This is a genomic window from Pirellulales bacterium (assembly GCA_036267355.1).
GTDB lineage: Bacteria > Planctomycetota > Planctomycetia > Pirellulales > DATAWG01 > DATAWG01.
The window spans coordinates 1-25772 of sequence record DATAWG010000012.1; the positions used below are offsets into that span (position 1 = coordinate 1).

Annotated in this window: 17 protein-coding genes; 8 read left to right on the top strand and 9 right to left on the bottom strand. The window is 61.2% G+C overall.

What is annotated here, in order from left to right; all coding sequences use genetic code 11:
• Window positions 1-62 precede the first annotated feature (62 nt).
• The 3 genes from VHX65_02500 to VHX65_02510 all read right to left on the bottom strand — a co-directional run bounded on the left by VHX65_02500 (window position 63) and on the right by VHX65_02510 (window position 4043).
• Window positions 63-1712, bottom strand: coding sequence for a serine/threonine-protein kinase (locus VHX65_02500; protein ID HEX3997399.1), 1650 nt, complete (start codon window positions 1710-1712; stop codon window positions 63-65).
• Between the two features lie 215 nt (window positions 1713-1927).
• Window positions 1928-2428, bottom strand: coding sequence for a translation initiation factor IF-3 (gene infC, locus VHX65_02505; GenBank protein ID HEX3997400.1), 501 nt, complete (start codon window positions 2426-2428; stop codon window positions 1928-1930).
• A gap of 454 nt (window positions 2429-2882) precedes the next feature.
• Window positions 2883-4043 (bottom strand): hypothetical protein, encoded by a 1161-nt coding sequence (locus VHX65_02510; protein HEX3997401.1) that lies wholly within the window; start codon window positions 4041-4043, stop codon window positions 2883-2885.
• 33 nt (window positions 4044-4076) lie between these two features.
• Between VHX65_02510 and VHX65_02515 the strand changes: the two genes are divergently transcribed.
• Window positions 4077-5012: a hypothetical protein gene (locus tag VHX65_02515; protein ID HEX3997402.1), complete on the top strand. Its 936-nt coding sequence runs from the start codon at window positions 4077-4079 to the stop codon at window positions 5010-5012.
• A 20-nt stretch (window positions 5013-5032) separates the two neighbouring features.
• Here VHX65_02515 and VHX65_02520 read toward each other — a convergent pair whose 3' ends face one another.
• From VHX65_02520 to VHX65_02530, 3 genes are all read right to left on the bottom strand, one after another.
• Complete coding sequence (locus VHX65_02520; protein HEX3997403.1) at window positions 5033-6421, bottom strand: DUF1552 domain-containing protein; 1389 nt, start codon at window positions 6419-6421, stop codon at window positions 5033-5035.
• 131 nt (window positions 6422-6552) lie between these two features.
• Window positions 6553-8955 carry a DUF1592 domain-containing protein gene (locus VHX65_02525; protein HEX3997404.1) on the bottom strand — a complete coding sequence of 801 codons (2403 nt, stop codon included), beginning with the start codon at window positions 8953-8955 and terminating at the stop codon, window positions 6553-6555.
• 1056 nt (window positions 8956-10011) lie between these two features.
• Entirely contained in the window at window positions 10012-10332 is a 321-nt protein-coding gene (locus VHX65_02530) for a tetratricopeptide repeat protein (protein HEX3997405.1), read from the bottom strand.
• A gap of 429 nt (window positions 10333-10761) precedes the next feature.
• On the opposite strand from VHX65_02530, the gene lpxA reads away from it, so the two are divergent.
• From lpxA to VHX65_02550, 4 genes are all read left to right on the top strand, one after another.
• The gene (gene lpxA, locus VHX65_02535) at window positions 10762-11634 is read left to right on the top strand and encodes an acyl-ACP--UDP-N-acetylglucosamine O-acyltransferase (GenBank protein HEX3997406.1); all 873 of its coding nucleotides are present in this window, start codon (window positions 10762-10764) and stop codon (window positions 11632-11634) included.
• Window positions 11635-12323: 689 nt separating this feature from the next.
• On the top strand, window positions 12324-12620 hold the full coding sequence (locus VHX65_02540; GenBank protein ID HEX3997407.1) for a hypothetical protein: 297 nt from the start codon (window positions 12324-12326) through the stop codon (window positions 12618-12620).
• A 128-nt stretch (window positions 12621-12748) separates the two neighbouring features.
• Window positions 12749-13780, top strand: a complete 1032-nt coding sequence (locus VHX65_02545; GenBank protein HEX3997408.1) for a sialate O-acetylesterase — start codon at window positions 12749-12751, stop codon at window positions 13778-13780.
• A 26-nt stretch (window positions 13781-13806) separates the two neighbouring features.
• Window positions 13807-14241, top strand: a complete 435-nt coding sequence (locus VHX65_02550; GenBank protein ID HEX3997409.1) for a hypothetical protein — start codon at window positions 13807-13809, stop codon at window positions 14239-14241.
• Window positions 14242-14322: 81 nt separating this feature from the next.
• Here the strand turns inward: VHX65_02550 and VHX65_02555 are convergent, their stop codons facing one another.
• The 3 genes from VHX65_02555 to VHX65_02565 form a co-directional block, all read right to left on the bottom strand.
• On the bottom strand, window positions 14323-14724 hold the full coding sequence (locus VHX65_02555) for a response regulator transcription factor (GenBank protein ID HEX3997410.1): 402 nt from the start codon (window positions 14722-14724) through the stop codon (window positions 14323-14325).
• A 241-nt stretch (window positions 14725-14965) separates the two neighbouring features.
• Window positions 14966-15841 (bottom strand): hypothetical protein, encoded by an 876-nt coding sequence (locus VHX65_02560; protein HEX3997411.1) that lies wholly within the window; start codon window positions 15839-15841, stop codon window positions 14966-14968.
• 365 nt (window positions 15842-16206) lie between these two features.
• Window positions 16207-17040 (bottom strand): hypothetical protein, encoded by an 834-nt coding sequence (locus VHX65_02565; GenBank protein ID HEX3997412.1) that lies wholly within the window; start codon window positions 17038-17040, stop codon window positions 16207-16209.
• Window positions 17041-17708: 668 nt separating this feature from the next.
• Between VHX65_02565 and VHX65_02570 the strand changes: the two genes are divergently transcribed.
• From VHX65_02570 to VHX65_02580, 3 genes are all read left to right on the top strand, one after another.
• Window positions 17709-20852: a vitamin B12-dependent ribonucleotide reductase gene (locus VHX65_02570; GenBank protein ID HEX3997413.1), complete on the top strand. Its 3144-nt coding sequence runs from the start codon at window positions 17709-17711 to the stop codon at window positions 20850-20852.
• 713 nt (window positions 20853-21565) lie between these two features.
• Complete coding sequence (locus VHX65_02575) at window positions 21566-22984, top strand: MotA/TolQ/ExbB proton channel family protein (protein HEX3997414.1); 1419 nt, start codon at window positions 21566-21568, stop codon at window positions 22982-22984.
• Window positions 22981-25695, top strand: a complete 2715-nt coding sequence (locus tag VHX65_02580; protein ID HEX3997415.1) for a hypothetical protein — start codon at window positions 22981-22983, stop codon at window positions 25693-25695. The genes VHX65_02575 and VHX65_02580 overlap by 4 nt, the downstream gene beginning before the upstream one ends.
• The last annotated feature ends 77 nt before the right edge of the window (window positions 25696-25772 follow it).

The window sequence follows — 25772 nt, forward strand, 5'->3', positions numbered from 1 at the left end:
CGCCTTCATTCGAAATTCATCATCGAGCCACACTTTGCGGCATTAGCCTTCAGCCTGTAGCCTCATCCTGCCGCGACGGGCGCCTCTTTCCGCGATTCGTGGTGGTCGATGTTTTGCCACCATTCGCGGGCCATGTCTCGCGTCCAGCGGCCGGCGGCTTCGCAGTCGGCCAGCGCGCGAGCCAATGCCCCCGCGCTGCTAAAGCGATGATCGGGATCTTTCGCCAGGCAACGCATTACGACGGCTTCCAGATCGGCCGGCACCTCGGCGCGGTGATGCGATGGAGGAACCACCGGTTCATGCAGGTGGGCCGCGAGAACCTTGATCGCGTTTTTCGAATCGAAGGGCGGTTGGCCCGCCAACAAGTAATACGCCACCGCGCCTAGCGAATAGATATCGCTGCGCGCGTCGGGTTTGTGATCGTTGCCGGCTTGTTCGGGAGCCATGTAAAGCGGCGAACCGGTGATCGTGCCCGCAACGGTGAGATTCGCTCCGTCGAGGGGAACGATCGGCTTCACCAGCCCGAAATCGAGCAGCTTGGCCACATCGTAGATGCCGCCGCGTTGGGCGGCGAAGATGTTGCCCGGCTTGATGTCGCGGTGGATCAAGCCGGCCGAATGGGCCTCGGCCAGTGCGTCGCACGTTTGTTCGAGCAAGTGGATCACGCGCTCGGCCGGCAGTGGTCCGAACCGCTCGACCAGGTCGGAAAGGCTCAGCCCGGGCAGATATTCCATCACGTAGTAAAACGTGCCATCGGTCGTGCTGCCGTAGTCGAAGATTTCGACGGTGTTCCAATGGGTCAACTTCGCGGTCGCGCGGACTTCGGCGTGAAAACGCGCCAGCGCATGCGGATCGGCGGCCTTGTTCGCTCGAATCACCTTGATCGCGCAGGGCCGCTTCAGCAACTGGTGCTCGGCCAGATAAACTTCGCCCATGCCGCCGGCGCCGAGCAGTTTTTTCAGCCGATACTGGCCGAATTGCCGGGCCTCGAACGCCTCGCGCCGCAGCCGGCCGATCGTATACACGCCCCACGATCCGCTCACCGCCGCAAGGCACACCATCAACACGATGGCCACGAGCCGCGAGACGGAAATCGCCTCGTGAATCGCCGGCACCGAGAACCACGCCACAAGATACAGCACGATCGGAGCAAGCGCCATCAGGCTCGTCGCCACTGCTGCGCGCCGCCATGTGTTCGGTATGAAAAGCGCATAAATGAAAATCAGCATGATCCAAGGAGCGGTCGGGCTTTCGATGTAGTGCCGCTGTCCCTCGGGATACCAACAAAACACCTCGAGCGACTGCATCGCCACGAAAAACAACGCCGTGGCGCCGAAAATCACGAGCTCCATCGGCCGCAACAGCCGCACCGTCGCCGGGCAGCGCTGGCAAAGCCGCGTGCCCACCAGCGCCAAAACACCCGTCAGCACGGCGTGGAAAATGTAGAGCCCGACGCGGCGCATGTCGTTCCATTGGACGAGAAACGTGTCCTCGATCAGGAACAAGAAGAAGCCGAGCGCCAACACGAGCGCCGCGGCCCGCAACCGCGATTGCAGCAGGGCTTGCGTTTCGCGGCTCAGCTCGGGCTTGCTGCCTTCGACGAGCGCGACGCAACCGTGGGGCGAATCGGAACTCGGCCGCGACGGCGTGTCGCCGTGCGAAGGGGCGTCGAGCGTTTGATCCTTCGGCGAAAAATGCACGGGCAAAATCATGGCGACTCAACCGCTAGGGTGCCATGCCCACTTCCTTGAATCAGCATGTGGTGAAACCGCCGCCGGCAAGACCTGGCCCACGCAGCACCGCCGGCATGCCACACGGCTGGCTGGGAGCTCGGCCCACAATAACTTGCCCGCAAGCCCCCTTTCCCTTGCCGAAGAGGGCGGGGGAGGGTTCGAAAAACGAAAGGAATTTTTCGGCCGACCCCAGGCTATTTTGGGGCCAAGGTGCACGTGATCCGCTTCCCCTGCTGCTGCGGCACCGCTTCCACCTTGCCGATCTCCTCCAACTGCTGAATGATCTGACGAATCACACGCTGACCTTCTTCGATGTGGGCGATCTCGCGGCCGCGAAACACCACCGACACGATCACCTTGTCTTTGTGCTCGAGAAACCCGCGGGCCTGGTTGACCTTGAATTCGATGTCGTGTTCGCCGGTTTTGGGGCGGACGCGAATTTCCTTGATCTTGCTGTGGTGGATGTGGGCTTTGTGCTGCTTTTTCTTCTGTTGATACTTGAACTTGCCAAAGTCCATGATCCGGCAAACTGGAGGCCGCTCGTTGGGGGCCACCTCGACCAAGTCCAAGTCCGCCTCGTGGGCGAGTTGCAGTGCCTGTTCGGTTGGTATTACTCCCAGTTGGGCGCCTTCGGCCGAGATTACGCGTACGGGCGTGATCCGGATTTGCTCATTGAGCCGATGTGACCGTTCGATGCTCGCGACTCCTTAAAAAAACCGTGAAACGTGCCTGCAGCCCGGCAGCCGGGATGTTCGTCAAACCAATGACCGCGCGGCGTCGGGCCGTACAAAACTATACATGAGTATTGGCAATTCCCGCCACCGGAGTCAACGGGGGGGCCAGCGACCTCTCCGCAGACGCTCCAAAGGATCAAATACATTCGGCCCTATATATTCGGATTGCTTGAGAGACGACACGAAACCGCACAATCATCACTAATTTGATAATTGTGATGATAAACACTGGCTTTGTTGCGGAAATTTGGCCTCCGCCATTGCATTTCGTAGGCAGGCTGAGGTCGAATGCTGCCTCAAATCCCTAGATGCCGGCAATCTGCTGCGTTCAAGCGGATGGATCAAGCCCATTTGCCCGGCGCGATGTGACCGCGCGTAAGTGAGCGCGCGTAAGAGAGCGTGCAGTCGCTCGCGTTTACTTTTTAAGCCAGGCTGGATCGAAAACGCGGACGACCTGACCCGGACGATAGGTCTTGGGTGGTCGCTCCGATTCGGTAATCCAGCGAGTTCCCCGACAGCCATAGGTTCCGGGATGAATACCGGACAAAACGCTGCTTTTGAAATTCATGGTTTCCGTCGTGGCCTGCTCGGCGACTAAATCTTCGTTGGCCAGGCAAATTCGCAGTTTTCTACCGACTGGTCCATCGTGAAAGAGCGTTTGAAATTCATCGCCGGGACCAACAAAGAATACGATGGTGAGATCCCGACCTGCGATATTCTCGATCCATCCGGCGAGACCGTGAAGCAGGGTGGAATCATGATATTTCGCGCGTTGCTGAGATGTGACGAGTTCGTGCGTCTTGGTCCCGATCCAAATTTCAGTACAACTGCTACGGTCGCTGGCCGAGCGGCCCGTCAGGTTGACGAGCAGCTCGTCGCCGACGGCGAGATCACTGAGCGCGACGCGGCGATCGTTTTTCCAGACGCGGGATTTGTCGTTCATTGGAAATTCGCCGCGCCCGAGGTCCGGCGGCCGATACAGCGCGTCTTTTTGGTTTTTGATGAGCCCTTGTTGGCTTGCCAAGATGAGTTTGTTGTCCGCGAGGAGTGCATGCTCAAGCCGATAGGTGCGTCGGTCGCGCACCAACCGACTAAAGTCGTCCATGATGACGACGGCTCTTGTGAACGCCCCCAGCGCATCTTGATAGAGGTAGAAGTGGTAGCGGGTTTTTAGCGGTAGATCGCCCAAATCGGCTGCCGAGTCGAGATAGCGAATGGAACCATAGGGCGTCATCGTGAAATTGACCAACTCGCCGGTGCGATCCGTGCGGAACTGACCCGATCGACGAATCGCGTCGACCGTCAGCAGTTCGCCCTCGACCAGGTGATGCGAGCCGAACGGAGGAAACAACCCGGGCTTCAATTGATACCACGGCAGTGGCTCGTTCGCGAAATCGGTGCGGTAAGGATACTGCGCAGGCTCCTCCATGCCGGCGCTGACACCGGGCGCTTCGGAATACAGGCTCTCCCCAAAGGCCATGTCCTTGACGGGCCACGCGGGGCTCGCGAACAGACGCACGATGCGGCCTTTGCGAAAACCTTCGAGCAGCAATGCGGGCTGGATGACCCAGCGCACGCCGCTCGTGCCATGGCAATCGGTCGGAACGCTTTGAAACTTCACGACCATCGAGCGTTCGCCGTCCACCGGAGGGTTGTAGGTGCGGAGTTCGGCGTTGGCTACGACCGTGTGGATGTAGCGGTGTTCCGCGGCCCACCGTTGCGGAGCGATGCCTTCGTCCTTGAACAAGGCAGCCAGTCCGGCGGGATCGCCGAAGAGCGTGACGGTGAGCTGTTTGCCATCGACGCGATCGATCCAAGCGGGCAGGCCACGCGCCTTCAGAAAATCCTTGTGCAGGGTGCGTTGGCGTTCGGTTGCGAGTTTTTGCGTTTCCGCGCCGACCCAGAGGTCGCTGCAGAGGTGGTGCTCCGCCGGGGCGGCTGCAAGGTCGAGCAGCAACGAATCGCCAACGGCGATGTCTCGCAAGGGGATCTGTTTATCGCCCTTCCAGACGCGAGTTCGGCTATTCACGAGCAATTCTTCATGACCCGAATCGCTCTCGTCGTGGGAAAGGCACTGCCGAACAACTTCGAGCATGCCCTGGTCGTTGCTTGCGCCCGCGAGATTTATTTTGTCGAGGCGATAGGTAATTCCCGCGGCGGCGAGCCGCGAGTATTCATCCGCCATGAGCGCAACCTGGCTGAAGGCGCCGTTCTGATCTTGGTAGAGAGAGAATTCGAAGCAGGTTCCCAGCGGCAAATCCCGCAGGTCGGCCTCCGCGCCCCGGTATTTGATCACGGCGTAGGGGAGCAATCTGAAATCGACGAGTTCTCCGGTGGTGCTGCTTCGGAATTGCCCGGTTCGATGAACGAAATCGGCTTCGAGCAATTCTCCGCTGCTGCGATGCTCCGAGCCTCGTGGAGGAAACTCGCCGGGCTTCAACCGATACCAAGGGAGCCGGTCGTTGGCAGAATCGGTGCGGTACGGAAGATTCGCATTCGGCGTCGAGGGCGCCGCCGCAATCGCCGCCCGAGCGCCAACCAATAGCAACAGCGCCGGCCAAACCTTCATGATGCCAAAATCTCCGAGACGGGACCCAAACTATCGACGAACCGCTCGCTGTTGACTTCCATTTTTTGCAGCATCGTCAGCATCAAATTGCTCAACCGCGCTTTGTCGTTCTTCGGACGTCCGCAGAGGTCGAGCCATTCGTCATAGTCGAGCTTGTATTTGGCGCCGGGGGGCCGGTTGTAGTCGATGTGTTGGCCATGCTTCAGGCCGAGCCCGCGCCCGCCGGCGAGCAGAATGGGCAGATTGCTATTCGAGTGGCTATGTCCATAGCTCATTCCGCTGCCGAACAGCACCATCGTGCGATCCAGCAGAGGTTCGCCGTCTTCGCGCGAGATTTTGAGTTTTTCGAGGAAATAGCCGAATTGCTGCATGATGAAGGCATCGCTTTTGGCGAGCCGCCCGAGCACTTCAGGATCGCCGCCATGATGCGACAACTGGTGGCGCGATTGCGTGATGCCGATTTCCGGAATCGCCAAGCCGTTCCCCTCGCTGCCGTTCATATACGTGACAACACGGGTCATATCCGTGCGCAGCGCGAGCACGATCAGATCGAACATCGTGCGATAGTATTCGCCGGCCTGTTCCTTGGAAACATTGCGATGGAACGGCGCGCCGTCGACCTTCGGCTTCGGAGTGTCGAGCCAAGAATCGAGCCGCGTGGTGCGCTGCTCGACGTCGCGCACGGAATGGAGATACTCATCGAGCTTGCAGCGATCGTCCTTGCCAAGATCGCGGCGCAAGCTGTTTGCCTCATCCAGAACCGAATCGAGCACGCTGGTGCGCTTCTTGAGATTCTTGCGCTGCGCTTGCACGCCGCCGGTTTCTTCGCCAAACAATCGATCGAAGACATTGCGCGGGTTATCGTCTGCCGGCAACGGCACGCCATCGCGAGAGAAGGCCAAGGTAGTCGAATTATTCGGCTGCCCGGTGCCCGAACTGATCGATAATTCAAGCGACGCAAATCGGGTGTGCTGCGAGGTCACCTCGGCCATCAATTGGTCGCAAGAAACGGTGTTATGATATTGCCGCGCGCTTTGAGCATCGATTTTTGCGCCGGTCAGCCACGTGTCGGCGCAGACGTGTGCCTGCCCGAGGCCGTTTGGGTGGAACAGCCCGCTGAAGATCGTGAAATCCGCGCGATGCGGTTCGAGGGGGCGCAAGGCCTGCGAAAGGTCGAAATCGCGACCCGACTTTGTCACCTGCCAGGTCATGCCATTGACGCCATTGGGAATATAGACGAATACGCTGCGGCGCGGCTTCGAAACCGCGGTCGCGGCATGGAGCGGCGTCATGGCATCGAGCAAGGGGAGCGCCAGGCAAGTTCCCAAGCCACGCAGGAAGTGGCGACGCGGAAGCAACCAGCGCTGAGCTAGGAAATTACTCATAGGCTGCACGATTCCTTGTTTCGCTAGAGATTAAGGCTCGGCCGAAAAACAACTTCCGCTTTTCGAACCCCTCACCCTGCCCTCTCCCGCAAGGGGAGAGGGGCTGCGGAGAAGTTATTTTTCGGCCCAGATCAACGCTTTTGAAAAAGATCGCTAAGCACCAAGTCCTCAACCAGCCCGGCCAACTCGTAGTGGTTCGCTTTACTTGTATCGGCGATCGCAGCGAGCGATTTTCGATCGTCGAACGTCATCTGCCGCCGCAGTGCATAGGTGGCCAGCTTGCCGCTAAAGGCAAGCGCGAACTTGTCGAGGTCGGCCACCATTAACTGTTTCAATTCCGCGGCGCCGGTGAATTTGCGGCCATCGGGGAGTTCGCCGCTCGCGTCGATCTTCGGGTTGGCGCCCGCGCCGTCGAGAACATTTTCCTCATTCCGCCAATGGCCGATCGCATCGTAATGGTCGAAGGCCAAGCCGAGCGGGTCGATCTTTCTATGGCAGGCAAAGCAATTCGCGTTGCTGCGGTGGGCTTCGAGCTTGGCCCGTAGCGAGGTTTTCGGCTGGTTCGGCGGCGTCGGCTTGATCGCGGTCACGTTCGGCGGCGGCGGGGGCGGCGGGTTGCCATAGATCGACTCCAAGATCCATTTACCGCGATGGACCGGGCGATGTCGAGTGCCGTCGGAGGTCAGTTCCAGAATTGCCGCCTGGGTAAGCACTCCGCCGCGATGATCCGCCGGCCGAAGCGCCACACGCGTGAGCGCCTCTCCCTTCACGCCTTCGATTCCATAATGAGCGGCAAGCCGCTCGTTGAGCATCGTCCAATCGGAATCCAAAAACTCGCGCAACGTGAGATGCCGTTCCAATACCGCGCGGAAGAACGAGGTGGATTCGGCCACCATGCTCTTCTCCAAATATTCGTCGTACTCGGGATAGATCTTCTTGTCGGGCTCGAACATGCCGACGCGGCGCAACTGCAGCCATTGCCGCGGAAACGAATCGGCGAATGCCAAAATCTTCGGGTCGCGCATCATCCGCCGCACCTCAACGCGCAGCGTCGCCGGTTCATGAAGCTTTCCCTCCCGGGCGAGCTCGATGAGCCGATCATCGGGCATCGAACTCCAGAGGAAATACGAAAGCCGCGAGGCGAGTTCCCAATCGGTCAGATGCGGCGAAGGAGCCGTCGCCGACCCTTCGACCAAATAGATGAAGTTGTTCGAGCACAACACCGCCAGCAACCCCGTCTTTACCGAGTTTTCGAAGTCGTCGCCCAACTGCTGCGATTGTTCGACGAGCTTCAACAGCCGATCGACCTCCGCCGGCCGCACCGGACGACGATACGCCCGCGTGGCAAACCGCGACAAGATCTCGCGGGCATAGCCGAGGTTTTTCGTCGCCCTGTCGCCCGCGAAAAAGATCGCTCGATGCGCCGGCGGCGGCCACGACTTCTGCACCGGCCCTTGCCACTCGATCCAGTCGAGCAAGATCGTCGGCCAGATCGGCTTGAAGTCGTCGTCCGTGAGCTTGATTTGCCAGGGCTGCCGCGCCTTCATGAGAAAGAACGGCTTCGTTCCCAGGGGGCGCGAGGCGCGTTCCTCGGGATTCGGTCCTGGCACCGCGTTGACGATGCGAATGAGATGCGTGCCCACGGGAAGATGCGTCTGGAATTCCAGCGTCACCGGCTGATCCTCGGGCGCTTCGACATCCTGCTCGAAAAGCGTTCGGCCGATGTCGGTCGCATAGAGCCGCAATCGGGCGGCGCGACCGTTCGCGGGCCGCAAGCCGCTCAGCTTGACCCGCACCCGATATTCGCCCGCGGTCGTGATCGTGAGCTCCCTGGCATCGAGCGCCCCGTTGTTCGGCACGATGTCGGCTCGCACCCTATCGAGAATTCCGCGCGCGGCCAGCTTTTCCGCCACGTCGCCGGGCACCCGCAAATCCGCGGCGGTCCACCGGATCGTGTCCGATTTCGGTTGCGGGCCCAATGCCAAGGCCTCGTTCAAAACCGCTTCTGCGGCCGCGAGATACTTTTCCACATGGGTCGGCGAGAGGGTCAGCACCGAACCGATCCGTTCGAAGCCTTGCCAATCGGGGTCCGCGGGCAAGCCGGCGGGATCGGTCGCGTCGTACGTCACGCCCAGCAGATCGCGAATCGTGTTGCGATATTCCTCGCGCGACAGCCGATGAAACGCGACTTTTTCCCGCGACGCAGCCACTCGCGCGGCATCGGCTTCCGTCAGTTGCTGGGCAATCCATTCCGCGATCCGCACGACATCTTCCGGCTTCGGACGCGGCTCTTTTTTCGGCGGCATCTCGCCGGCATTGAGCCGATCCATGATGTCGGACCAATGCCCGGCGACGCGGGAATTGCCAAAATCGGTCTGCAATACATCCAGCCGCAGATCGCCCGCCTGCTTCTTCTCGCCGTGACATTTGACGCAATGCTGCTTTAGAAACGGCTGCACCCGCGCGGAAAATTCGCCCGATTCGCTCGCTTGGCAATCGGCGCCGGAAAGGCAAATCAGTGCCGTCCAGCTCACGCACAAAACAAGACAGCGAATAATCCTGCGATTCAAAGTCATGCCAACAAGTTCCGGCCAAGCGGAGCACGACGGATGCATGCGCGATCCAACGGTCGGTTCAGGAAGTTTTTCGAGCAGGACGCCCGTCAAGGCAGGGCTGGTCAGCCTCGAGCGCTCGCTCGTGGCGACCAGATGGGCGACGTCTATAATTTGTCAGGTAGGTTTGCGCTTCGGCTTGAAATCCAACCGCGGGATCGCCGCAAGGATTTATGTCTGGACGAGAACCGGAGCTCTCGCCACACCGGCATTTTTCATACGGGCCGGATCCGGAAACGATGCAGTTGGCCCCGGCCGCGATTATAGCATCGAGTTTTCAACCGGGTCTATGTGCATGGGAAGCGTTTGCATTATTGGCGGTCGGCTCCGGATCGGGCAGTTATTCTGGAGAGCGGCCAGCCGGGCCTTTGAACGGCAGCTTGCCGCGTGCGTTCACGCCTTGGTTCCGGAATGGAATGACGCGGCGGAAACCAAGCGGCCCGGTTACTAGCAGCGTGGAGATGGGTGTCGAGCTCCCGTGCCCGTTGCGATTTTTGAAACCGGACGCTTCGGCCTGTACTTATGCGTCTGCCAAGCGCCGACTCCCGCCGCGATCGCACAAATGCAAACGCCGATCGCGTTTGATCGAAATGGATCGTCGTTCGCTTCGGGAAATACGAACGTCACCGCCACTCCCAAAATGGTTCCCAGAACAAGGGAAGTTGCAATTCCGATCGCGATTGCTTGGAGCCACGTCTGGAGCCGATTTTCACTTGACGACATAGGCACACCGTTGACACTAAGGCTCGGCCGAAAAATAACTTCTCCACAGACCGGCGCGAAAGGCGAACACGCGGTGCGCGAACCGAAATTGAGAACGGTGCGGCGCGAGAGCGGCATGCGCTGCCTTTCCAATTCGGAAATCGTTCGCGGGTCGGAGCGATCGGCATCCGGCGACTCCCCCGTGTGGATCGTCCATTCGCGGGCCAGCACTGCTGGACGGGCCTGGACAAGCCAGCAGTCGCCGCCGCGCGAATCTCAATGCGCGTGGCCTTGGAGCGTGCGGGCGCGGGCCATGGCGTCTTCGGCTTCCGGAATTTTTCCGGCGCGCTGCAACGTGACGCTCAAGGCGGTGAAGCTGAAGGCGTCGTTCGGCTCGATCTGGCAAACACGCTGCGCATGGGCGATCGCTTCATCGTGCCGCTTGAGCTTCGTGAAGAGCACCGCCAGCGCCGAATGGGCCAGCGCATACTCGGGGGCTTGTCGCAGCAGTTCTTCGAGCTTGGCCACAGCTTCGTCGAGTTTTCCTTCGTCCTTCATGCTGATAGCGGCGTCGTACATTTCCTCATGGGTGGGCATCGGTCGAAGCTCTCCAATCTTTATTTAGACACGATGAATTTGCGGCGATGGCACATTCGCGGTCGCTGTCGCCGCATCTTACCCGGTTTTGCGGCGGTTTGCTTGATGTGGGCAGGCATTGCTCGCGGCCAACGGCGGGCAAGGGCTGTCGGCCCGATTCGCCGTGCCAAGGGGTCAGGCACATTTTTCGGCGATAGCGACGCGGGGCTGCAATCCGCAGCGAGCCGAAAAATGAGCCAGACCCCCCGGGCAGGGCACAATCGATCTTGCCTAATCGGAAAATCCTCGCAACTGCCATCGCCGGCACAACTCGGTCAATTGATACACGTGGCACAGCCGATAAAACCCTCAGCGGCCCACCGGCCGCATGGACTCTGCCAGACGACGGCCTGTCGATCGGGTGCCGGCACCCTGTGAGGTCTGCGAACGGTGAATATTCATCCTTTGGCGATCGTGAGCCCGGAAGCCCAGCTTGGCCGGGACGTGGAAATCGGCCCTTTCGCGGTGATTGAATCCGACGTGGTGATCGGCGACCGCTGCCGGCTCGCCAGCCATGTTGTCGTGAAAGACGGCACTCGGATGGGCCCCGACAACGAAATTTGCGAAGCCGCCGTGCTCGGCGGCATGCCGCAACATGTCCACAAGCCCGCCCATCTGGGCCTGCTCATCTTGGGCAGCGGCAACACGATCCGCGAGCAGGTCACACTGCATCGGGCGATGAAGGAGGGCGCGGCCACGGTGCTCGGCGACAACAATTTCCTCATGGTCAATTCGCACGTCGCCCACGATTGCAAGCTCGGCAACAACATCATCATGGCCAACACGTCCCTCTTGGCCGGCCATGTGACGGTCGGCGATCGGGCCTTTCTTTCCGGCGGCGTCGGGGTGCACCAATTCTGCCGCGTCGGAAATTTGGCGATGATCGGCGGCCATGCCCGACTCGTGCAAGACGTGCCGCCCTATATGACGGTCGACAGCACGGGCAACTCGGTCGTGGGATTGAATCTTGTCGGCCTGCGGCGAAACGGCTTTTCGACCGAAGAAATCAACCAGCTCAAAGCCGCCTATCGCATGATTTATCGCCGCGGTTTGCGATGGACCGAGATGCTCGAGCAGCTCCAGACGACATTTACCAACGGGCCAGCCGCCCTGTTCAACGAGTTCCTTCGCGGCGGCACGCGTGGTTTCGTTCAGGAACGCCGCATGCCGCCCGGGGCCACGATCAAGCTCCGCCCGGTGGTCGAAGAGAATGCGTCGGAAGGAGCCGATCGGCCGGCACAGCGGCGTGCAAAAGCGGGCTGATTCGGAGCCGATCAAGCCGAAGCCCGCTCGGCCAGAATTGCATTGGTTTTCCCCGCCCCTATGCCGGCCCTAACCCGGATTATTCATGGCGCCGGGAATTCGCTACGCGCTGCAAAATGGCAGCCCGATGCGTTAGCGAGCATAAGCCTCGGTGGCCCCCTCGCTTTCGCTTCGGGCTAGTGTGGCGCCATGAATCATCCGGGCCAAGCAAGCTCTCCTGCGGCAAGCAAGACTCGGGCTAGGGGACGGAAGCCCTTTGGGGTTCGGGCGCGCAACCATCCGCAGTCTAGGCGGCTCACGCCAGCAAATTGCTGAATTACGCCGCTCGCTCGCGGCGACGCAGCGCCAGGATTCCGCCCAGCAATCCGAAGCCGGCCAGCGCGAACGTCGACGGCTCTGGCACAACGGCGATGGCACGCCAACCCGCGGAACGCTGCAGTTAGGCTCGAAGTACGGTCCCGGCAACACACCTTTACCGGCGGTCTTGGGGTGGGAACGGCGTTCGATTTTCGTGTCGATAGGTTTACGGTTTTGTGTGGAGAAAGCCGGCTCGGCCTCCCTATAATACTTGAACACTTGATCGCACGGTCGGGAAGCAATTTTCCGCTCGCGCGCCGTGCAGCCGTTCGCCCTGAGTTGAGTCACGCTCGCTCGTCCGACTTCGAAACCAGAAAGCGAAATGCGGTGAAATGTTGATCAATGCCGCCGAACGGCCTGAGTTGCCGCCGTTTGAAATGCCGGATCGGTTTCGCACCGATATCGCCTATTTCATCACGCCTGCGGGAGAGTCGGGCGTCGCAAAAATGCCGGCCGGCGAATATTGGGTTCGCTTAGACGACGCGCGCCGCTGGCTCGACGACGGGGTGCTGTCGGTCGTCTCGCCGCTCGATGGGCTGAATCGCACCGAAATTGAATTGAGCGACGAACAGGAAGCGTGGCTGCGTTGGATGGTCGCCAACCGGGTGGAACACGTCCGCCTCGGCTGAGATCGAATTGCCGCGGTAAAACGTGGAACGCCCTGGGTGCCATGCCCAGTGCCCTGAGTCGGCTTTGCGTAGACATGGCATTCATCTGTGGCAGTCGTCGAGGTTGTTTCGAGGAAAGGCTTCTCTGCATGAAACGATTGCTTTTGGGTCTAACCGCGTTGCTGTTGCTTTCGCCGCCGTTGCGCGCCGCGGATTCGGCAAAGCGGCCGCTGCATGTGTTCATTCTCGCCGGCCAGTCGAACATGGAAGGCCATGCCAGCGTGAAACTGCTCGATTATCAGGCGACCCTGCCGGCCAATAGCGCTCTTTTCGCCCCGTTTCGAAAAGACAACCGGTGGATCGAACGCGACGATGTCTGGATCAAGTTTTTGGACCGGCACGGCAAGCTAACGGTCGGCTACGGCGTGCATGGGTGCATCGGCCCTGAATTGGGATTCGGCGCCGTCGTGGGAGATCATTACCATTCGCCGGTGCTGCTCATCAAGACGGCCTGGGGTGGGCGGAGCTTATATCGCGATTTCCGGCCGCCGAGCGCAGGCCTGCCGTCGGAAAAAGTGCTCGACAAAATGCTTGCTGATGCCCGCAAGCACAAGCCGGGCACGACGATCGACGATATCAAAAAACCGTTCGGCGCCTCATACCGCGCGATGCTCGAAGAAATTCGCGACACGCTCGCCAACCTGAAAGGCCTGTTTCCTGAATATGCGGACCAGGGATACCAGATCGACGGATTCGTCTGGTTTCAGGGCTGGAACGACATGATCAATCCCGAAGCCACCGCCGAATACACCTCGAACCTGACGCACTTGATCCGCGATGTGCGCGCGGATCTGAACAACCCGAAGCTGCCGGTGGTCGTCGGCCAATTCGGCGTCGATGGCGCGGAGGCCAATGCAAACGAAACAAAATTCAAGCTGGCCCAAGCGGCGGTGATGGATGTGCCCGAGTTTCAAGGGAACGTAGCACTGGTGAAGACCGATCGATTCTGGGACACCGAAGCCGCGGCCGTGTTCAAGAAAGGCTGGCGCGAGCACAAGGATGAATGGAACAAAGTCGGCAGCGAGTTCCCGTACCATTATCTGGGCAGCGTGAAAACGATGATCCAGATCGGCGAAGCATTCGGCAAGTCGATGCTCGAACTGCGCGGGGAGAAGCAATGAGCGGGCCGGCGGCGGAATCGGAAATCGTGCGACGGGCTATCGACCAGCAAACCGCGGATCGAAATCCCTACGCTCCGCCGCAGATGCCGCGGAAGGAATCCAAGCGGCCAAAGCGTGTGCCCACTTCCCTCCGCCAAGCGATTTGGTTCGGCATCTTGCGCGGGGCGCGGTTCGGCGGCAAGATCATGGGGCTACTCTTATCCGGAATACTGTTTCTGCTCTTTCTGGCCATGTTCGCTGCCTACGTGCTGGTTTGGTACGTGCGCGGGCACGAGGCCGCAAACACCATTTGGACGGGCCATTCTTGGCTCTGGTTCGTCGGTAATTGCATTGGTGGCATGGCGGTCACCGTCGCTTGGGCATCTATTATTGGCGCGGTCATTATGGGCATCGGCGCCGCGGTGGAATATTGCCGGCGCAAGAAGTCGCCAAGCGAAGATCAATCGATGGCAAGCGTGTAGGCTGACGTCGCGACCCACAGCAGGCGCTTCGGCCGCTGTTTCTCAGCACCCCCCCGGCCGCGGCTCGCGTGAGCTGCTTCGTCAGCCCGCCAGCAGGCGTTCGACGCTTTCCAGAAGGCGGTCCATCGCGAAGGGCTTGCGGAGATAATCATCCACGCCGAGCATTTCGGCATACGCCTTGTGCCGGCTCCCTTCGTTTGCCGTGATCATGATCACGCGCATCGGCACCTTTTGCTTGCGGCGGAGCGTTTCCAACACGATGAAGCCGCTGCGCTTCGGCATCATCATATCCAGGATCACCAGCGACGGATTATCGCGCTCGGCCATCGCCAGGCCTTGATTGCCGTCGCGTGCGATCAGCACCTCGTATCCTTTGGCCTGCAGCGCGATTTTGATCGACTCGATGATTTCGATATCGTCGTCGACCAACAGGATCCGCTTGCTGAGCGGCTTTGCAGTCTTTTTTTGCGGCTCTTCTGCCATGATCGCCTGCACTTTGAAAAACGAGCTGGGTTCGCCGCCCCGTGTGCGCTTCAGCGCGACGCACATCCCATCACCACAGTATGCGAAGCCGAGCGACGATTGCAAGCCGGCATGTGCGAAAACAGCGTTGTAGAACCTCGCTGCATAAAAAAGCATCCCTCGGCGGAGGCTGTTGGCCAACGCCGAGGGTTTTTTTTGACAACGAATCGGATCGCCCGGTCCGCCCGGTCCGCCAGTCGCACTATTTCGACGACGGAGCGGCGTCGGTCTTTTCGGCCGGCTTGTCGGTCGATTTATCGGCTGGCTTCGCGGCCGATTTTTCCGGCGTGCTACCCGGCGGAGCGCCGGCGCCACGTCCGCGACGGCCACCACGTCCGCCCGGCCCGCCAAAGCCCATCTGCGGCAAATCGCCTTCGAATTTCTTGCCGAGCATCTTGTCGAGCTTTTCGCGCTGTTCGCTGGAGAGCACTTCCTTGGCTTTGTCCATCGTTTCGTCGTTCAGCTTCTTGATTTTTTCGCGAACTTCCTCGCTCGGACCGCCAGCGCCCGGGGTGCCCGCGCCACGTCCCGCCTGGAACATCTCGCGCATTTCCGATCCCATCTTGTCGCGGAGATCCTTGATTTTCTGCTTTTCCTCATCGGTCAAGTCCAGCGCCTCGGCAACTTCCTTCTGGCCGAACACGCCGACCCGCCGGGCCTGCAACTCGATCTGGCCGAGCCGATCGCGCTGCTCGGTTTTCAGCACTTCTTCAAGCTTTTTTTCAACTTCTTTTTCTCGCTCTTTCAACTTGGGGGCTAGTTCGGCGATCTTGGCCTGGCGTTCTTCGCGCGACAAATCGCGAAGGCCTTCGAGCTGCGTGCGCATTTCGCTGTGCATGTCTTCGGCGAACTTATCGAGCGTGGTTTTCTGCTCGTCGGTCAGCTCGAGGTCCTTTTGCACGTCTTTGTTTTGCAAAAGTGTGAGCTTGCCCAGGCCATAGTTATTGGCGCCGCGGAACCCGCCGCGATCACGACCCGACTTTTCCGCCTTGTCTTGAGCCACGAGCATCCGGCCCACGAAAAACCCGCCCGCCGCCAAAGCGACGGCCACCAAACAAACGGTTCGCAAACGCAACATGATGATCCCCCTAAAAAAATATGTTCTTGGCCAGAAGAGCAAGTCGGCAGCAGATTTCGCTGGAAATCCGCCCATAGGAAACGGACTGAAAGGCCCCCACCTGGCGAACTCGCATCATCGTGAATTCGGCTAATGTTGGTTCGACACCTAATCAACCCCGGCCGGCCGACAAAGTTTCGCGGCAAATCCCGCATTCCTTCGCCAAAACTCTAAGTCACAGTTTATCGCGCCGCTATCCAGATATGCCGGTTGAGGCTCGACCGAAATAAAACTTCCGCTTCTTCAGGCCCCTCACCTGCCCTCTCCCGCAAGGGGGAGAGGGGATTCGCGGAGAATTGGTGGAACATGGGCCTTCCCGGCCCGGCTTACTTCCTCAACCCGCCCAGCAGTCCGCCAACGTCGTCTTGCGCTTCGCCGGTTTGGCGAATCACCAACACGTGCATATTGTTGAAATACATGATCGTTCCAATCCCGCCGTTGATTTCCCACGACGGCGGATCGATTGTCTTTTGGATCAGATCGACCAAATCGGCGCCACTGGCGGCAGCCGCTTTTTGCAGTTCATCGTTGCCGCCGAAGGCGCCGCCATGTGCCGCGCCCGCCCCTCCGATTCCGGCCCCGATTCCGCCGGCCATCGCCTGAGCGTTGCCACCCGGTTGAATGGCCCGTTGTTGGGCGGCCACCCAATCGTCGGGCTGGCCGATGGTGGTTTGGATCAGCTCCACCATATCGTTCAGGCCCTGCGTGGCAGGGGGTCCAGCCGAACCGGCTACGGATTGCACGACCGCGACGGAAGTGCTGCGCGAATTGTTATGGGCCGTTTCATAGCGAAACTGACTGGCAAATCGCTCGAGCCGCACGCGCACCTGCACGCCAAGCCGCACACGTTCTTTGATCGGCAGCCACACATCCCGGCCAAGCTCGCCATAAAGATCAATAAGCGATTGCACGGCCGCGCCGAGACGATTTCCCTTGGCCGAATTGGCACGCCGCAAAGATTCCACAACGGCATCGCGCAATTCTTTTGCCGAGCGGGCCGCAGGAACCGTGGCGACTGCCGGCGAATTCGCTACGGACTGCGCGCTCGCGGCAAAAGAAGTCGAAGGCAAGCGCGTCACATCGGCCGCGCGGACAAATTTCGTCGAAAACACCGCCAAGCCCATCGCCGCACCGCAGACGAGCAACCGGCATCGAGACATGGCCGCACCTCTTTCCTCTCCGAAAATCCATCCCCTGGATCAATCGCCAATCTACCGCAAGGCCATGCGGCAAGCAACCAAAGGAAATTGGAAACCGCTCCAGCAAGCCAAGCGCCGGGAAGCTGTAGTGCCGTAATCCGCGACCCCGTCGCAGGATGAGGCGGCGAGTGTCGCATCGCCCCACTCGGCGGCCATTCCGCGGGTAAAAAATTTGCAAAAAAGTTTTGCCCAGTCAGCATCGTGTGAGCCCGTTGCAGGTTCGCTAAAAAATGGCCGGGAAACGCAGCGAAAAATCGCCAGTGGCCGGCGAGCGGCGCTACAGCGAAGTGCGCGGGCTCAAGCCATAAAACCGCCTTCAACCCGCACCCCCACAACGTCTTACGAATGCCGCTTGCGAGGCCGTTGACGGGCCGCAAAAAGTCGTTACACTCACCACCGATGCCTATATGCAGTGGTTTTCCAGGCGTCCACCACTACATATAGGTGTTGCTGGCATTGCAAGCACATTTCCAGTCTTGCGGGGGGTGACCGTTTCGCTCTGGTCCTTTTCTTCCCCATAAGAGCCTTATAATTTGCTGGCAAGAGTGCCGAAACGTATACGGAATCAGTATACGCAAGTATACTAAGAACGGATGCCCCGATTCTTCATTCAGAAGGAGCTGATTTTCATGGCCAAATCCGAATTAAGCGCCGTTAAATCGCACCCGGCGAAATCGCTCTCGGGCAAGCACTCCACGCTCCGCCGCCGTCCGGCCGGGCTGGCCGTCGACCCGATCTTCTGCCCGCAGGATGCCGCCGATCCGTTCGACACCGTCGAATGGGACCTGCGCACGGCCGCCATCAAAGGGGAATCGGGCGAGGTGCTCTTCGAGCAGACCGATTGCGAACTGCCCAAATCGTGGAGCCAATTGGCCACGAATGTCGTGGTGAGCAAGTATTTCTACGGCGAGATCAACACGCCGCAGCGCGAAAACAGCGTGCGGCAATTGATCCACCGCGTGAGCCGCACGATCGCGGATTGGGGCATCGCGGATGGCTACTTCGCCACCGCCGCCGACGGCGAGCGCTTCTATCGCGATCTGACGTGGCTGGCCCTGCATCAGCACGGAGCGTTCAACAGCCCGGTGTGGTTCAACGTCGGACTGTTTCATCAATACGGCGTGAAGGGCTCGCAGTGCAATTGGCATTGGGATGCCGAGGCCGAAGCGGTCAAGCAGCCCGAAAACCCGTATGAATATCCGCAGGGCTCGGCCTGCTTCATTCAGAGCGTCGACGACGACATGGAAGACATCATGTCGCTGGCGCGCAGCGAGGCGATGCTCTTCAAATTCGGCAGCGGCACCGGCACCGATCTTTCGACGCTCCGCTCGCATCGCGAAAAGCTTTCGGGGGGCGGCCGGCCCTCGGGCCCACTGTCGTTCATGCGCGTCTACGACCAGATCGCGGCGGTCGTGAAAAGCGGCGGCAAAACACGCCGCGCCGCCAAGATGCAATCGCTCAAGGTCTGGCATCCCGACATCATGGAGTTCATCGAGTGCAAGTCGAAGGAAGAACGCAAGGCCCGCATCCTGATCGAAAAAGGGGGCTACGACGCCAATTTCAACGGCGAAGCCTATAGCTCGATCATGTTTCAGAATGCGAACCTGTCGGTCCGCGTCACCGATGATTTCATGCAAGCAGTCCTCGACGACAAAACCTGGTCGACCCATTGGGTCACCGAGCCGACCCGCGGCGGTCCATCGTGGCCGGCCCGCGAAGTGCTGGGCAAGATGGCCGAATGCGCGTGGGGTTGCGGCGATCCGGGCGTGCAATACGACACGACGATCAACCGCTGGAACACCTGCCCGCGCTCCGGCCGGATCAACGCCTCGAATCCGTGCAGCGAGTATATGTTTCTCGACGACACGGCCTGCAATCTGGCGAGCATCAACCTGATGAAATTTCGCAATGCGGACGGCACGTTCGACGTCGATCGGTTTGCCCATGCTTGCCGCATCTTCTTCATCGCCCAGGAAATCTTGGTCGATCACGCCAGCTATCCGACCGAGCGGATCGCGGGCAATAGCCATCGCTTCCGCCCGCTGGGGCTCGGCTATTCGAACCTCGGCAGCCTGATCATGGCCAGCGGCTTGGCCTACGATTCGCCGGCAGCCCGCGGATTGTGCGGCGCGATGACGGCCCTCTTGCACGGAGCCGCCAATCGCACCAGCGCCGAATTGGCTGCCGCGGTCGGGCCGTTCGACGGCTTTGTCGAAAATCGCGAGCCGATGCTGGCCGTCATGCAGATGCACCGCGACGCCGTCGAGGCGATCGACGATGCTTGCCCGGAAGATTTGAAACAGGCGGCCCGCGAAGTGTGGGACGAAGTGCTCGCGGCCGGGCAGGAGTGGGGCTTCCGCAACGCGCAAGCCACCGTTCTGGCCCCCACCGGCACCATCAGCTTCCTGATGGATTGCGACACCACGGGCATCGAGCCCGACATCGCGCTGGTGAAATACAAGCAGCTTGCCGGCGGCGGCATGCTGAAGATCGTCAACAATATGGTCGGCTTGGCGCTCGACACGCTCGGCTACGATCAGCCGCAGATCGAGGCCATCCTGGCCTACATCGCCGACAACGACACGATCGAGGGCGCGCCGGGGCTGCAAGACGAGCATCTATCGGTGTTCGATTGCGCGTTCAAGCCGCGCAACGGCGTGCGGTCGATTGCCTGGCAGGCGCATGTGCGGATGATGGCGGCGGCCCAGCCGTTCTTGTCCGGGGCGATTTCGAAAACGGTGAACATGCCGCGCGAATCGACGCCAGCCGACATCGCCGACGCCTATCTCGAAGGCTGGCAATTGGGCCTCAAAGCCCTCGCCATCTATCGCGACGGCTCGAAGGAAAGCCAGCCCCTTTCCACGAGCACGGAAACCGAAAAGGCGGCCGCCCGGCAAGTGGCCATCCCGCGCCGCGAGCGACTGCCCGACACGCGGCGATCGATCACCCATAAGTTCAGCATCGCCGGGCACGAGGGCTACATCACCGTCGGCTTGTACGACGACGGCCGGCCGGGCGAATTGTTCATCACGATGGCCAAGGAAGGGAGCACCATCGGCGGGCTGATGGATTGCTTCGGCACCGCGGTGTCGATGAGCCTGCAATACGGAGTGCCGCTCGAGGTGTATGTCGGCAAGTTTTCCCACACGCGATTCGAGCCGATGGGACACACCAAGAATCCCGACATCCGAATCGCCAAGAGCATCGTCGACTATATCTTCCGCTGGCTGGGAATCACGTTTATTCCCGGCTTCCGCGAGGCGAACCGCGGCATCGTCGACGAAGCCGCGGCGATCGACGAACGACCCGCCGCGACCGCGAACGGCGCAAAACCGAATGGCCAGACGAACGGCCGGCCGGCAGCCGGGCTCGCAGCCGCGGCGCCAGAAGCAGCGACCAATGGCCACAAGCCGGGGGCGGCACAGCCAGCATCGAGTGGAACATCGGCTTCCAAGGCGGCGAATGGTTCGCTGGCTGCGGCTGCGAACACGCCGGCCGCGAAACCTCTGAACGCGAAACCCAACGGCAAGCCGGCGTCCGCCCTCTCGGCTGCAGCCAATACAGCCGTCTCGGCTGCGGCCAACAGGGCTCAGCTCGAACGGGCCGGCATGGCCGTGAAAGTCGACCTCAATGGCGGCCAATCCCCGTCGAGCGAGCAGTTCGCCCAGTTCCAGCTCGATGCTCCCAGTTGCGACAATTGCGGCGCGATCACCGTCCGCAACGGCAACTGCTACCTCTGCTACAACTGCGGCAATAGCATGGGATGCTCTTGAGGAAGCGGTAGGGTGAGGGTGACGGGTTAGGGTGACGGGTTAAGGAAAAGAGCAGACGGCAAAAGACCCGGGGACAACGGTCCCCCGGGTCTTTTTTTTGCACCGCGAGCTTCGCGGGCACTTGCCAATCGCCGGCTTCCACAATGGCGTCGCGGGGCTCTGTAGGCCGCCGCTCCGCGAAGGATGCGCTGGCGCAGAAACAAAAACAGCCCGGGCGGCCCAGTTGGGCCGGCGCCGGACTGAATGTCCCCCCCGGGAATATGCGATACGCGGCTCGGCGTCGCGAGCACTGACTTTGCCGTTCTTCTTTGCGATAGGCGTTTCCATTACATCCGACGAGTAAAGGTATCGGCGGCTTCTGCCGTATCACTTTGGCAATCTTTGCCGATTGCGATCGATTCTCCGACTGGGCGGAACGCTCCGCATTTTCGGTTCATGCCGGCAGCAGCTCGCGACGATCAGAGTTTATGCCGCACGGTACCACGGCGAGGTTCCATGCGCGCGTTAATTGGCAAACTGCGCTGGCTAGGAAGCGCTGCGAAGCAGCAGCTTGTGTTCGCGATTGACCTACGGCCCTGAAACGGATACCCCTCCGGCTTTTTGGTCTGCGATTTTCCCCAGCGGCGGCCATTTTCGCAAACCGCACCGCGCGGTGGCGCCGCCGATCCGCCTTTGCCAGTCAAGAATAAAAATTCGCCCGAAGGGATGTGAGCATGAACAAGCTCAACGGTTGGTTCGCACGTCTGCTCCGCTCGCCGCTCTTGTGGGGCGGGGCGATCACCGCGCTCTACTACGGCGCCATCTCCGCCGGCATCTTGAATTCGGCGATGCTGCTCCGTTTCACGGCTGGGCATTCGGTCGAATATATTGTCACCTCGTTCTTCTTCATCGGCTCCGCCGCGCTGGTGCTCAAAGCGATCGAAGTCGGCAGCCAGCGGCGCATGCCCGAGCTACCGCTGCTGGGCTCCGTGCCGCAAGGCGGGCAGACGATCGACGACGTGCCCGATCTCTTGCCGCTCTTGGCCGACACGCCGCAGCACTTGCAAAAGGGCTTTTTGGTCCGCCGGCTGCGCGACCTATTGGAACACGTCCACCGCACCGGCAAACCCGAAACGCTCGACGCCGAAATCAAATACCTGGCCGACATCGACGCGATGCGCGCCCAGCATGGCTATGCGTTTGTGCGCGTGATCATCTGGGCGATTCCAATTTTGGGGCTCTTGGGCACCGTGATCGGCATCACGTCGGTGTTCGCGCATTTGGACATCAAGCATTTCGACGCTTCGCTGCCGATGGTTCTGAGCGGCTTGCAGGTGGCGTTCGACACCACGGGCCTGGCCCTGGCGATGTCGATGATGTTGATGTTTGGGCAATACTTCGTCGATCGCACCGAGCAGGCATTGCTGGCCGAGGTCGATGCCCGAGTGAACTCCGAGTTGGTGGGCCGATTTCAAAGCGATGACGTCGGCAGCGATCCGCAGCTTGGACCGATGCGCCGGCTGGTGGAAACGGTTGTGCAGGCGACCGAGCGGCTCGTATCCCGGCAGGCGGAAATCTGGCGCGGCACGATCGACGTGGCGGAAGAACGGCATCGCCAATTGACGACCACCAGCGGAAAGCAACTCGAAAGCGCGCTGGCTGGCGCCCTCGAGCAGACGTTGAAAACCCATGCCACCACGGTCGTGGCCGGCGAACGGCAGTTGTCCGAACAAAACCATCGCCAATGGGCCGGCGTGCAACAGGCGCTCGTGCAAACGGCCGAGGCCACGGCCCGGCAGCATTCCGAAATGGCCCGGCAATCGGAGCTATTGCTGAAAGTGGTCGAGGCCACCGGTCAGATCGCCGGCCTGGAGCAAACGTTGAATCGCAATCTCACCGCGCTATCCACCGCCCGCAGCTTCGACGAAACGCTCGTGGCCCTTTCGGCCGCGGTGCAACTGCTCAGCGCTCGGTTGGGCCAAGCGGCGGGCGACCAGCGGATGGTGAATCTTTCGGCAAGCGCAATGGGCTCCTCGGCACCGGCCGCGAACACTCGCCCCTCGCCCCTCGCCCCTAGCCCCTCTCCGCTTGCCCCTAGCCCCTCTCCGGCCGCCCCCACGATCAAACCACGGCGAACGGATAAAGCGGCATGAGACGCGGCACTGCGGCGCACAATCCGGGCGTGTCGCTCTTCCCCTTTCTTGCAGTGCTGATCTGCACGATGGGGGTGATGATGCTGTTGTTGGTGATCATCAACCGCCCCGGCGCCGCCGCGCTCGATGATTCCACGCCGCCCGAGGATGCCGTGTTCGAAGAAGGCGGAAAAGGCTCCGCCGCCTCGCTGGCCGCGGGAAATGGAGGCATGGCCGACGCCAACGCGAAATCCGCTGCGGCCGACGATGAGATGCTCGAATCCAATCGCCAATTGCTCGATTGGCGCATCTCGCAACTCGACATCGCGCGGGAAAAAACGCTGGGCGATTTGCAAAACGAACGCCTGCGGCTTTCGACTGTCGAAGATGGCATGCGCGAGCTGCGCGATCAATGGGATCGCGTGAAAAAAATGGCCGGCCATATCGAGCAAGCCGACAAAACCAAAGACCACGACACGCAAGAAATCGCCGCCGCGATCGAGCGGCTCAAATCGCTTCTCGCCGCCACGCATGAGGCGATCGGCAAAGCGATCGACGCGGCCCGCCAACAGGCCCCGGCGTATGCCATCGTTCCCTACGATGGCCGGAGCGGCACGCGCCGGCAACCGATTTACATCGAGTGCCGCAGCGATGCGATCGTGTTGCAACCGGAAGGAATCGTGCTCACGGCGAAGGATGTCAAAGGCCCGAAAGGGGCCGGCAATCCGCTGGCTTCGACGATCCGTGCCGCCCGCGACTACCTCGCCGGAGGAACGGCTCCGACGCCGGGCCGCGAGCCTTATCCGCTGCTCATCGTGCGCTCGGATGGGATCGAAGCTTTTTACATGGCCCGCGCCGCGATGGCCTCGTGGGGTTCCGATTTCGGTTATGAACTGATCGAGGCCGATCGCAAGATCGTCTACCAGCAGCCCTTGCCCCAGCTCGCCGCGATCGAGCAGGCCGCGCTGACCGACGCTCGGGCCCGCTGGGCTTGGTTCGCCACGACCGACACCGGCAAGGAGCAAGACGAGCCGCGACACAGGCAAGTGTTTCGCGCATCGCCGACGGGCGGCATCCGCCCTGAAGGCCAAGCCACGCTCGCCGACGCCGACGGCCAGGGAACCGGCAGCGCTTTCGGCGGCGCGTCGAACGGCAACGGTGGAAATGGCGCAGGTGGCAATGGCGCCGCCGGAAATGGCAGCGGCGGCAACGGCAGCGGCGGCAACGGCGGAAGCGGTTTCGGTTACGGCGGCAATGGAGCCGCTGGAAACGGAGCCGGTGGCAACGGGCTCGGCCCGAGCCAATACACAGCCGCCGGATACGGTTACGGTGGCAATGGGCCCGGCGCCCCTGGCGGGCCGGGGAGCGGCGGAACAGGTTATCGCCTCGGCAATGGAACCGGCAACGCCGCGGGCGGCGACGGCAGCGGACTTGGGCCGCCAGGAAGCGGCCCGGGCAACGGAAATGGCTTCCCCGGTAATGGCGCCGGCAACGGTGCAGTTGCCGGCAGCGGCGTCCCCGGCGGGGGCAACTCAACCGGCGGCCAACCCTATGTGCCAGGCAGCAACTATATTGGTTTGTCGGGGAGCGGACCCAGCAGTGGCCGTACCGGCAGCGGTGGACCGGGAACGAGTGGTTATGAGGCTGGCGGAACAGGTTACGCCGGCGTAGCGAATGGACCGCCAGGTTCGGGCGCGGGAAGCGGCTCTGTTGGCGGGTCGGCTCCCGGGCCGGGCACGGGCTATATCGGCTTGGCCGGTAGCGGCGCCCCCGGCGCGGGCTATGGCAGCGGAGCCAGCGGCAGCGGAGTCGGCGGCAGTGGAGTCGGCGCGGGATCCGGAAGCGGTTCGAACTCCGGCTATGGGCCGAACGCCGGCACGGGATCGCCCACCGGCCAAGCCGGCTCGTATGCCGGCCAAACCGGCTCGTTCTCCAGCCAAAGCAATTCCTATCCCGGTCAACCCGGTTCAAACTCCGGCCAAAACAGTTCGTACCCTGCCGCGGGCGCACCGGCCAACGGCAACAATTCGGCCGCGGCCGATCCGAACTCGCCAAACCTGCCCAATAGCAATATCACGCTCGCTCAAGCGGGCGGTCAAAGCGGTTCGCCGAATGCATCCGGCAACACCGAGGGAGACGCCGCCCCCAGCGGCATGTCGCTGATGATGCAAAACCCCTCGCAGAAGCAGAAACCAGATTCCGACGTCTACAACACGCTTTCCACGCCGTATCCGTTGTCCTCGAACCAGCAGGGTCCGCATCCGGGCGAGTATGTCGACACCCCGCCGCCGCAATCCACTCCCGACAAACCGAAACCGCATAGCGACCCGGCCCAATCGCACGACAGCCTGGCCGAGAAACGCGGCCGCAATTGGAGCTTGCCCTCGACGGCGAAATTGTCGACCCCCGTGTCGCGCGTCATCCATGTCGAATGCCGCGGCGATTGCCTGATCCTCAAGCCTGATTTCGGCAATCCGCAGCCGCGCGTGATCCCGTTCGGCCCGCGCACGGCCGACTCGGTCGATAAGCTCGTCGCCGCCGTGTGGGATTACACCAAGGGCTGGGGCATCGCCGGGCGGCAGATGTATTGGAAGCCGCGGCTAGAGCTCGAACTCGGCCTCAGCGGCGAAGGCCGCTACAGCGAACTGCAAGCCCTGATGGCCAACAGCGGCCTGGAAATAACCCGCAAAGACACGATGGCCGCCGCCGGTTCAAACACACAAGTCCGATAACCCGATTTTTTCGTGGTGCCAGAAATCTAGGCGGGCTCCAATACACGAGCCCGAAGCGTTAGCGAGGAAGCATCAAG

Coding starts and splice junctions, on each gene's coding strand:
- VHX65_02555 (HEX3997410.1), bottom strand. CDS start 14,724: ATGGCAGAAGAGCCGCAAAAAAAGACTGCAAAGCCGCTCAGCAAGCGG.
- VHX65_02565 (HEX3997412.1), bottom strand. CDS start 17,040: ATGTCTCGATGCCGGTTGCTCGTCTGCGGTGCGGCGATGGGCTTGGCG.
- VHX65_02520 (HEX3997403.1), bottom strand. CDS start 6,421: ATGAGTAATTTCCTAGCTCAGCGCTGGTTGCTTCCGCGTCGCCACTTC.
- VHX65_02530 (HEX3997405.1), bottom strand. CDS start 10,332: ATGCCCACCCATGAGGAAATGTACGACGCCGCTATCAGCATGAAGGAC.
- VHX65_02575 (HEX3997414.1), top strand. CDS start 21,566: ATGAACAAGCTCAACGGTTGGTTCGCACGTCTGCTCCGCTCGCCGCTC.
- VHX65_02500 (HEX3997399.1), bottom strand. CDS start 1,712: ATGATTTTGCCCGTGCATTTTTCGCCGAAGGATCAAACGCTCGACGCC.
- VHX65_02540 (HEX3997407.1), top strand. CDS start 12,324: ATGTTGATCAATGCCGCCGAACGGCCTGAGTTGCCGCCGTTTGAAATG.
- VHX65_02580 (HEX3997415.1), top strand. CDS start 22,981: ATGAGACGCGGCACTGCGGCGCACAATCCGGGCGTGTCGCTCTTCCCC.
- VHX65_02560 (HEX3997411.1), bottom strand. CDS start 15,841: ATGTTGCGTTTGCGAACCGTTTGTTTGGTGGCCGTCGCTTTGGCGGCG.
- VHX65_02545 (HEX3997408.1), top strand. CDS start 12,749: ATGAAACGATTGCTTTTGGGTCTAACCGCGTTGCTGTTGCTTTCGCCG.
- VHX65_02570 (HEX3997413.1), top strand. CDS start 17,709: ATGGCCAAATCCGAATTAAGCGCCGTTAAATCGCACCCGGCGAAATCG.